At 40.8% G+C, this 1,682-nt stretch carries 1 protein-coding gene; it reads right to left on the bottom strand.

The window, feature by feature from the left end:
• Positions 1 to 433 precede the first annotated feature (433 nt).
• Positions 434 to 1,570 (bottom strand): IS110 family RNA-guided transposase, encoded by a 1,137-nt coding sequence (locus G4407_RS15980; protein WP_173689665.1) that lies wholly within the window; start codon positions 1,568 to 1,570, stop codon positions 434 to 436.
• Positions 1,571 to 1,682 lie beyond the last annotated feature (112 nt).

Here is a 1,682-nt window from a genome sequence, read left to right as displayed (position 1 = left end):
TCTCCTGTTATGAAGTGACTTTTGTCAAGAGTTAATTTTAAGAAATTTTTCTCAACTCCAGTCACATTTGTTTTCCTGACAGCATTGGAAAAGAGCCCTAGTTTAACAGTCCCCGGCAGTTGGCCACTCTGTTATACGTGGATTGATTACCTACAGGCTAATGGTTCGCCGTTGGGTTCTACGATCTATCAGCGTGGATCACAGTGTTTCATGTGCGCACATAGGAGAAACGCAGATAACCCAGACCTTACAGTGACCACAGCTCTTTTCTAATACTGTCAGATTGTTTACTTGTTATTTTGTGGCAGAAATAAGCTGCATATTGCTGCTTTTTCTGCTTGACTACTCTTTTATCATAGGCAGCTGGCTGTCAAGGGCTTAGCCGCCCCAGCGGTGCCTGCACCCTTGACTGGCAGATGACTATGATATACCTCTACGCTACTTTCATTTCGATATTATCTGTCATCATGCCCCATACAAAACATGCCAATTCTCTTGCTATTGCAGCTACTGCCACATTTCTTTTCTTACCATGTCTTATAAATTTATAGTATCGGCTCCGTAATCTCGTGTTCGCTTTGTCTGCATACGCAATTACCTCTGCCGTATTACCATTCTGTCTTGCTCTTAATTCTTTTGACTTATGCCCCACAGCACCCTTACAGATTCCGCCAGATGCCTCTATCAGCAGCTGTCTTAAATGACTGTTTCCTGCTTTTGTTATTCCAAGCCGATGTATACTGTCTGAGCTTGAGTTTTCTCCCGGTGCAAGTCCAAGATATGCTGCATACTGGTTTCCTTTTGCAAATCTCTCAAAATCTCCGGTTTCAACAATCAATGACAATGCTGTATGCGTCTTGATTCCAAGAAAACATTCCAGTTTTTTGACTTTGTCATGATATTTTGTCTGTTCAGCGATTTCCTCGATCCGCTTATCATATCTCTCAATCTTGGTTTCCTGTTCTTCGTATGATGCCATGTATTCGTCAAGTGTTTCTCGATACAATTCATTTGTGATTTCAAGTTTCTTCAGCCATTTCAGATGTGCTAGGGTCCATTTTGTCCCATCATAGCAACATCCATGTCTGATGCAGAATGCGTTGATCTGCTGCTTGATTTTCTTTAACGCAAGCTTATGATCGTTTCTCATGCGAAGATATTCTTTTACCGAATCATCGGTCTCTGTCGGAATATAAACAACATGATAACCACCATATGACAAACACTGGGCAATCATATATGCATCTCGCATATCTGTCTTAATTCTCACACCTTGAGGTGTAAGCATTGTTGTTGGTGCAAGTATCACACATTTTACGCCTGCGGCCGTCAGTTGGTTATAGAGCGAATAGCCCAGACATCCTGCCTCGTATCCACACTGGATATCGTATTCATCGTTCAATCCTAGTTTCATTTTCAGATTTTCAATAAACATCAAAATATTTTTATAATCCGGTGTTACCTTGATTGTTGCGAATACGCGGTCATCCTCACCGATGATTGGTTCCATTGCGCATAATGTGTAATTTGTGGTATGGACATCCATGCCGATTTTTAGTATTCTTTTCATATGAGTGATCTCCTTTTGTATGTGGTAATTCCTGTTACCTTTGTTCTTATCAAACTCTAGTATACAGGTAAATCCACGTTGCTACAAATGTGAGGTCACTTCATATTATCTA

Source organism: Allocoprococcus comes (assembly GCF_013300725.1).
Classification (GTDB): Bacteria; Bacillota; Clostridia; order Lachnospirales; family Lachnospiraceae; genus Allocoprococcus; species Allocoprococcus comes_A.
The sequence above is the reverse complement of the archived record's forward strand: the minus strand, read 5'-3'. Positions and strand labels throughout refer to the sequence as shown.